This is a genomic window from Flavobacterium sp., from assembly GCF_036515215.1.
Lineage (GTDB): Bacteria > Bacteroidota > Bacteroidia > Flavobacteriales > Flavobacteriaceae > Flavobacterium.
Window position 1 is genome coordinate 1 of the sequence record NZ_DATBVQ010000129.1, and the last position, 8241, is coordinate 8241.

An 8241-nucleotide genomic window follows, 5' to 3' on the forward strand; every position below is an offset into this window, starting at 1 on the left:
CTGGGAAAGCGTGGATTTATATATTGGCGGAAGCGAACACGCAACTGGGCATTTATTGTATTCCCGTTTTTGGAACAAATTTTTAAAAGACAAAGGTTTCGCACCAACTGAGGAGCCGTTCAAGAAACTGATTAATCAGGGGATGATTTTGGGGACTAGTGCTTTTGTTTATAGATTGAAATTAACTAATTCAATCGATGACTTCGGAAATCAATTAGTTGGAAAAACATTTAGTAAGGAAGAAATAAATAAGATTGAAAACTTTATTAAAAAGTATGATAATAAAATATATGTATCTAAAGGATATCTAGAAAATCAAATGTGGCCAAACTCTAATTTTGGTTCAGGTGAATTAATAATTTCTTCACATTTCCCTAAATTAGGAAAAGCTTTAAATGATTTATTTCCAGAAATGAGTGGATTGTTTGATGGAATTTATGATCAAATAATTAAAACTCACGTAGATGTTTCTTTCGTAAACTCTTCAGATGAATTAGATATTGAAGCTTTCAAAAATTGGAGAGAAGATTATAAAGATGCCGAGTTCATTTGTGATGACAACGGAAAATACATTGTAGGTCGCGAAGTTGAAAAAATGTCTAAATCCAAATACAATGTGGTTACCCCGGATGACATTTGCAATGAATACGGTGCTGATACCTTGCGTTTGTACGAAATGTTCTTGGGGCCATTAGAGCAGGCAAAACCATGGAACACGGCAGGTATTTCTGGAGTTTTTGGTTTCTTGAAAAAACTATGCCGTTTGTATTTTGATGAGCACGCAATGATTGTCACGGATGATGTGCCAACCAAAGATAATTTGAAAACATTGCACAAAACCATCAAGAAAGTGGCGGAAGGCATTGAAGGTTTCTCATTCAACACTTCGGTTTCTCAGTTTATGATTTGCGTCAATGAATTGTCGACTCAAGGTTGTCGTTCTCGTGCTATTCTGGAGCCATTAGCGATTGTGATTTCTCCTTATGCGCCGCACATTGCTGAAGAGTTATGGTCATTGCTAGGCAATACAGGTTCTATTGCAACGGTGTCGTTTCCGGTTTTTGACCCGAAATATTTAGTGGAATCTGAAAAAGAATATCCGGTTTCTTTCAACGGAAAAATGCGTTTCACGATGGTTTTACCCTTGGATTTAACCAAGGAACAAATCGAGGAAATCGTGATGAAAGATGAAAGAACCATCAAACAATTGGAAGGGAGAACGCCAAACAAGGTGATTATAGTTCCTGGAAAAATCATTAATTTGGTTGGCTAGAGGTGCACTACAGTGCGACTCTACTGTGACGATATTTTAAAAATCCAAATCCGATATAAAGGGTTTGGATTTTTTTTAATTCATTTAACGAATGCCAAATTGACATTGTGAAAAATTGGTTCGTAATTTGATATTTCCTTTGTAACTTTATATAGAAACAAAAACACAAAAGATATGGGAATGAGTTATTTGATATTGGCCGGTGCCATCATGCTGGCAAGCTGGCTGGTGAGTTCAAGGCTAAAAAGTAAATTTGAACACTATTCTAAGATGCAATTGCAAAACGGAATGAGTGGTGCGGAAATCGCCGAGAAAATGTTGGCCGACAACGGGATTCGTGACGTACGCGTGATTTCAGTATCGGGGCAATTGACGGACCATTACAACCCGCTCAAAAAAACCGTAAATCTTAGCGAAGCGGTATATAACCAACGCAATGCTGCTGCTGCTGCAGTTGCCGCGCACGAATGCGGTCACGCGGTGCAACATGCTGTGGGATATCAGTGGCTGACGATGCGATCTAAGCTGGTTCCTTTCGTTAATGTGGCATCCACATACATGCAGTGGATTTTGTTAGGCGGGATTTTGATGATGAGGACTTTCCCTCAATTATTGCTTTTTGGAATTGTGCTGTTTGCCGCAACCACTCTGTTTTCTATAATTACATTGCCTGTGGAATATGACGCAAGCCATCGCGCATTGGCATGGTTGGAGAACAAAAGGATGCTTACGCAACAAGAACATGTTGGGGCAAAAGATGCGTTAAAATGGGCCGCGAGAACCTATGTCGTGGCTGCGCTCGGATCAATTGCAACTTTACTTTATTATATTTCGATTTATTTGGGCGGAAGCCGAAGAGATTAATAACAGCAAATATTTAAAAACCCAAGCCCTGATTTTCATGAATTAGGGCTTGGGTTTTTACAATTGTATTTGCCTGTCAATTTGTTGGTCCAGCGAAATGAAGGTTTCGGTTCTTGAGACGCCTTCGATCGCTTGAATTTTGGTGTTGAGCAATTGCATTAAATGTTGATTATCCCTACAGATTATTTTTATCAAAATGGACCAGTTTCCGGTGGTATAATGGCATTCTAAAACTTCGGGTATCTTATTTAATTCCTTTACGGCTTCTGGGTTTTTTGCGGCCTTGTCTAAATATACGCCGACAAATGCCATGGTGTTATAGCCCAATACTTTGTGATTCACGACAAACTTGGATCCCGAAATCACGCCGGATTGTTCAAGTTTTCTTAACCGTTGATGGATGGCCGCTCCAGATATACCTATCTTATTGGCGATTTGTAAAATTGGTTTGCGAGCGTCTTCCATTAGGGATCTTAAAATTTCTTTATCGATACCGTCTATTTCCACCAGCTGGGAGTTGATTTTCATAAGTTTATTTTTGGAAGTTAAAGCTTCATTTTAGTTCTCATTTGGAATCAAAATTAATCAAAATTAGGTAAAAAGGATCTGTAATGTTGATTTTGTTCAACATCATGAAATAAAAAAACCGCGATAAACGCGGTTTTTTTATAAAGTAAGGAATTAACTATTTTCCTTTATTGGCTTCAATAATATATTTTTCTAATGCCATCGTCATGGATGGTGTGCCGGGAGTAGGGGCAAGAATATCGATTCGTAAACCGTTGTCCAGAGCTTCCTTTTGGGTAGAACTTCCAAAAACGGCTATTCGTGTATTGTTTTGTTCGAAATCAGGAAAATTCTTGAACAGCGATTTTATTCCCGTAGGGCTAAAAAAGGCTAAAATATCGTAATAAACATCAGCCAAGTCAGACAGGTCACTCATCACCGTTTTGTAGAAAACAGCTTGTGTCCAGTCTACCTTTAATCCATTAAGGGTAATCGGCGCATCCACATTCAATTGATCCGAGGCAGGCAAAAGGAATTTTTCGTCTTTGTATTTTTTTATCAACGGTGATAAATCAGCGAAATCCTTAGGGCCAACGTAAATTTTTCGTTTTCGGTATACTACATACTTTTGCAAGTAAAATGCAACAGCCTCTGATTGACAAAAATATTTCAATCCTTCGGGTACTTTAAAACGCATTTCTTCGGCAACTCTAAAAAAATGATCGACGGCATTTCTACTCGTTAAAATAATTGCAGTATAATGGTTAAGGTCGATTTTTTGTAATCTTATCTCTTTTGCACTAACTCCTTCTATATGAATAAAGGGTCTGAAATCAATTTTTACTTTATGTTTTTGCTGAAGCTCAAAGTAAGGAGAATTCTCTACTTTAGGTTCGGGTTGTGACACCAAAATTGTTTTCACTTTCATATTTTAACGTTTTCTAAGCGCCTCCTTTTGTAATCAAATAATACATGAAAAAATAGGGGGCTATTTCGAGAGTGCAAAGATATAAAATAAAATAAAACAACTTGCCGAATATTAAATTTTGATATTTTTTTATTGAAATCAAATAAGTTAAAATATTCATTATCAGAACTATAGATATAATTATTAATGGAATAATTCTGGATATTGTGTCGTAATAAAACAGAATGATGTTGATTGGCAGTATAATAAGCCCAATATATGTTCGGTAAGTTACTTTTTGAAGGTTAAATTGCTCTACAAACTCCTCAATATTGAATGCCGTAGCAATAATTTTTTCCACCAAATATTTAGACAATATAAAGAAAATAAGAAAAGTGATGATTTGAATGTAAAGTGTCAAATCGGTCTTGGATGCATATCCAAAAAGGTTTAATGAAAGTTGGATAAAAAACGCAAACGAAATAACCTGCGCAAAAAAAAGCGAAATGGTAAAGCCGCTTTTCAAATGACTGCCGTCGCGATATACCTTTGAATATTTGTCTGAAAATATGAGGTTCATAAAGTCGCCAAATCGATTCTCATAAACGGATTTGGTTATGGCGATTATGGCGAAGGACAACACAAATAAAATTGTTGCCCAGTCTTTAGTATCGGTGATTCTTGGATGCAGTACGTGTTCAATCATAATCGGCAAAATTACTAATTTTTTAGATCAATCTTTTTATTATAATTTTATTATGAATCAAATGCCATAAAAAGGTTACTTTTGCGGGGAAATCACTAGAAATATGAACGATTGTATTGTTATAATTCCTACCTATAACGAAATTGAAAATATCGAAAGCATTATCAGGTCGGTGCTTTCTCAACACAAGTTTTTTCATATTCTTATCGTTGATGACAATTCGCCTGACCATACCGCAGATAGGGTCAGACTGCTGCAAGCAGAATTTGAAGGCCGTTTGTTTTTGGAAAACAGAGAGAAAAAATCGGGATTGGGAACGGCTTATGTTCAGGGTTGTAGATGGGCATTGAAAAACGGTTATGATTTTATTTTCGAAATGGACGCTGATTTTTCCCATAATCCGAACGACTTAGAAAAGCTATACGATGCTTGTCATTTTGGCAATGCCGATTTGGCTATCGGATCTCGTTATGTCACGGGTGTCAATGTGGTCAATTGGCCGTTGAACCGAGTGCTTATGTCTTACTTTGCTTCCGTTTATGTGCGACTGATAACCGGTATGAAAATTCATGATGCCACGGCGGGTTTCAGTTGTTACAAAAGAGAGGTTTTGGAAAAAATTGATCTCAATAAAATAAGATTCGTTGGTTATGCGTTCCAGATTGAAATGAAATACAGAACTTTTTGTAAAAACTTTACTATTGTTGAGGTTCCGATAATATTTACAGACCGCACAAAGGGAGAATCGAAAATGAGTAACTCGATTATAGTCGAAGCTGTTTTTGGAGTGATTTCCCTGAGATTAAAAAAATTAGTTAATAGTTTATAAGAAAAAAACACAATGAATAGGGTTTTAATTAAGAATGCCAAAATAGTAAATGAAGGGGTAATTTTTGAGGGCGATGTTTTAATTGAAAATGACTTAATTGTTGAAGTTTCAGAAAGCATAAGCGCCAAGTCATCCCAATGTATCATTATCGATGCCGAAGGGAATTATTTGATGCCGGGCGCAATTGACGATCAGGTGCATTTTAGAGAACCTGGGCTTACCTACAAAGGGGATATAGAATCGGAGTCTAGAGCTGCGGTTGCGGGAGGAATCACTTCTTTCATTGAGCAACCCAACACGGTTCCAAATGCGGTTACCCAAGCCATTTTGGAAGAAAAATATCAGCTTGCAGCCGAGAAGTCATATGCGAATTATTCGTTTATGATGGGCGCGACTAACGATAATTTGGAAGAGGTCCTAAAGACAAACCCCAAAAATGTGGCGGGAATCAAAATATTTTTAGGTTCATCAACAGGCAATATGCTGGTTGACAATGAAGCTACTCTTGAAAAAATATTTTCAAGCACGCCATTGCTTATAGCAGTCCATTGCGAGGATGAAGCTACCATCAAAAGTAACTTAGAGAAATATACAGCGAAATTTGGCGAAAACGTTCCCGTTACGGCGCACCATCTGATTCGATCTGAAGAAGCCTGTTACATTTCTTCTTCTAAAGCGGTGGCTCTTGCCAAAAAAACGGGCGCTCGTTTGCATATTTTTCACCTTTCCACTGCCAAGGAAATGGATTTGTTTACAAACAAAATCCCTTTGGAAGACAAAAAAATTACCGCCGAAGTGTGCGTTCACCATTTGTGGTTCACCAATGAGGATTATGCCACCAAGGGAAACCTTATAAAGTGGAATCCGGCCGTGAAAACGGCTAATGACCGAAAGGTACTTTGGGAAGCTTTGCTTGACGATAGAATAGATGTCATTGCCACGGACCATGCTCCTCATACATTAGAAGAAAAAAAACAATCTTACCTAAAAGCTCCCTCAGGTGGGCCTTTAGTTCAACATGCAGTTGTAGCCATGTTTGAATCCTACCATCAAGGCAAGATCAGCATCGAAAAAATTGTCGAAAAAATGTGCCACAATCCGGCCAAGATTTTCAAAATAGAAAAGCGTGGTTTTATCAGGGAAGGATATTATGCGGATTTAGTTATCGTGAATTCCGGCTTGCCATGGAGCGTGAAAAAAGAAAATATTTTCGCCAAATGCGGTTGGTCTCCTTTTGAAGGATTTACGTTCAAATCCAGAATTACGCATACTTTTGTGAATGGGCAATTAGTCTATAATAATTTTAAAGTAAAAGAGATTCGTGCAGGGAAACGAATGTTATTTGATCGATAAGAAAGACCAATCAGATGAGAAAAGCAATGTCGTTTTTAGTAATTTTATTTCTGTTTTTATCCTGTGGGGAAAAACCGGTTGAAAAACCGGATCGTCTTATTGAAAAAGAAAAGATGGTTGATATCATGTATGATTTGGCCATTTTGGACGGAATAAAATATCAAAACCCAAATTCGCTGGCCACTTTTAATATAAACCCATCGCAATATATATATATAAAATATAAAATCGACAGTTTACAATTTGCCAAAAGCAATGTTTATTATGCCTCCGATTATGACGGGTATAAGGACATTTTTGATGAAATCATCAAACGCATTGATGATCGAAAAGTAGTGGTCGATTCCTTGGTAAAGGTCGAAAATAAGAAAAAGACCAAACTTGACTCGATCAAAAAGAAAAAAGATATTGAGATAGCCAAGGATACTTTGTTGCCGTTGAAAAAAAGGATCGAAAAGTTAAAATTGGCAAGGATGAAATTGAAGAAAGCGATTTAAAGACGATCAAATAATAAAGAGGATTACCTACAAACTTGAAATCTCTTTAATGTATTGGTGGATGTCTAAAAAATCTGTTTTTAATGCTGTTTTAATTTTTTCGTTTGAATAAATGCTTGTTGAATAAGATGCCTTTGCCATGGGTTTTGTTAATTGTCTTTTTCTTCCAAAAAAAGAGGACAAAATCAAATCCATTCTCCAGCCAATTTCCATCAACAAAGGAGTAAGGTGAGTCGAGGGTCTTTTTACTTTTAATGCGTCGGCCATAGTGTTTAAAATCTCACGATAAACAATATTTTGCGCAATAAGGGTATATCGTTGGTTGCAAATTTCACTTCTTGTAAGTTCAATCGCTATTCTGACCACATCAGTAACCGCAACAAATCCGGTACTTCCCAAGGTATAAAAGGGCAGCCCATTAGCCACTTTCTTAAATAGCTGCCCGCTGCCCTGATCAGGGAAACCAGGGCCTATAATTACCCCTGGGTTGACAATTATAACGTCTAATCCTTCTTGTTGGCCCCGCCAAATTTCCATTTCGGCGCCATATTTAGAAATGGCGTAATCACTATGCGGTTTTTCTGGGTTCCACTCCGTTTCTTCAGTGATGATTGATTCGTGCGAGGCTAAATCGCCCAGTGCAGCTGTCGAGCTGATGTAACATAGTTTTTTCACGTCGCTGTCCAGGCAAAAATTGACAATGTTTGCGGTTCCTTCGATGTTTGTTTTGCGGACTAAATCTTCTTCTTTTGGGTCGAATGAAATCAAGGCGGCACTGTGATAGACAAGGTCAATTCCCTGAAAGGCACCTTCGAGAGATGGGATATCCACAATATCTGCCCGCACCCATTCTATATCGTCAAACAGGTCGCTCTTTTTGTAAAGACCAAAAAGCGATTTTGTTTTTTCGATGCTTTCTGAATCACGATAAATCGCGCGTACTTTCTCGCTTGCGATGCTTCGTGATTGCATTAAATCGAGCAGTAAATGTGCGCCTACTAAACCTGTTCCTCCTGTGACTAAAATCATTTGGTAAAGATAATTAGATTGTTGGATTTTTAGAAGGATTGATTTTCAAATTATGCAATTAAAACTATCTTTGTGAAAATTGATTTTTAGAAAATGAAAAATATTATTTCCGAATTACAATGGCGCGGATTGGTCCACGACATCATGCCTGGAACCGAAGAACAACTTCAAAAAGAAATGACGACGACTTATATAGGCTTTGATCCAACCTCAGATTCTCTGCATATTGGGAGTTTGGTGCCAATCATACTTCTGGTTCATTTGAAAAATTTCGGA

Annotated in this window: 9 protein-coding genes and 1 pseudogene; 6 read left to right on the top strand and 4 right to left on the bottom strand. The window is 37.4% G+C overall.

What is annotated here, in order from left to right:
- Window positions 1–1273, top strand: a 1273-nt coding sequence (locus tag VIH09_RS08950; protein ID WP_331580090.1) for a class I tRNA ligase family protein, incomplete at its 5' end; no start/stop codon positions are given.
- Window positions 1274–1447: 174 nt separating this feature from the next.
- Window positions 1448–2137 carry a zinc metallopeptidase gene (locus tag VIH09_RS08955; protein WP_331580092.1) on the top strand — a complete coding sequence of 230 codons (690 nt, stop codon included), beginning with the start codon at window positions 1448–1450 and terminating at the stop codon, window positions 2135–2137.
- Between the two features lie 57 nt (window positions 2138–2194).
- Here VIH09_RS08955 and VIH09_RS08960 read toward each other — a convergent pair whose 3' ends face one another.
- The 3 genes from VIH09_RS08960 to VIH09_RS08970 all read right to left on the bottom strand — a co-directional run bounded on the left by VIH09_RS08960 (window position 2195) and on the right by VIH09_RS08970 (window position 4257).
- Window positions 2195–2665, bottom strand: a complete 471-nt coding sequence (locus VIH09_RS08960; protein WP_331580094.1) for an Lrp/AsnC family transcriptional regulator — start codon at window positions 2663–2665, stop codon at window positions 2195–2197.
- A 157-nt stretch (window positions 2666–2822) separates the two neighbouring features.
- The gene (locus VIH09_RS08965) at window positions 2823–3572 is read right to left on the bottom strand and encodes a uroporphyrinogen-III synthase (RefSeq protein WP_331580096.1); all 750 of its coding nucleotides are present in this window, start codon (window positions 3570–3572) and stop codon (window positions 2823–2825) included.
- Between the two features lie 13 nt (window positions 3573–3585).
- Window positions 3586–4257 carry a DUF4271 domain-containing protein gene (locus VIH09_RS08970; RefSeq protein ID WP_331580098.1) on the bottom strand — a complete coding sequence of 224 codons (672 nt, stop codon included), beginning with the start codon at window positions 4255–4257 and terminating at the stop codon, window positions 3586–3588.
- 103 nt (window positions 4258–4360) lie between these two features.
- Between VIH09_RS08970 and VIH09_RS08975 the strand changes: the two genes are divergently transcribed.
- Genes VIH09_RS08975 through VIH09_RS08985 form a run of 3 tightly spaced genes read left to right on the top strand, consistent with a single transcriptional unit; the run spans window position 4361 to window position 6936 of the window.
- Window positions 4361–5086, top strand: coding sequence for a polyprenol monophosphomannose synthase (locus VIH09_RS08975; protein WP_331580100.1), 726 nt, complete (start codon window positions 4361–4363; stop codon window positions 5084–5086).
- Between the two features lie 12 nt (window positions 5087–5098).
- Window positions 5099–6439 (top strand): dihydroorotase, encoded by a 1341-nt coding sequence (locus tag VIH09_RS08980; RefSeq protein ID WP_331580102.1) that lies wholly within the window; start codon window positions 5099–5101, stop codon window positions 6437–6439.
- Between the two features lie 14 nt (window positions 6440–6453).
- Window positions 6454–6936, top strand: a complete 483-nt coding sequence (locus VIH09_RS08985) for a DUF4296 domain-containing protein (protein WP_331580104.1) — start codon at window positions 6454–6456, stop codon at window positions 6934–6936.
- Between the two features lie 27 nt (window positions 6937–6963).
- Here VIH09_RS08985 and VIH09_RS08990 read toward each other — a convergent pair whose 3' ends face one another.
- Window positions 6964–7965, bottom strand: coding sequence for an NAD-dependent epimerase/dehydratase family protein (locus tag VIH09_RS08990; protein ID WP_331580107.1), 1002 nt, complete (start codon window positions 7963–7965; stop codon window positions 6964–6966).
- 93 nt (window positions 7966–8058) lie between these two features.
- Here VIH09_RS08990 and VIH09_RS08995 point away from each other — a divergent pair.
- A pseudogene (locus tag VIH09_RS08995) lies at window positions 8059–8241 on the top strand (tyrosine--tRNA ligase); the annotation flags it as partial.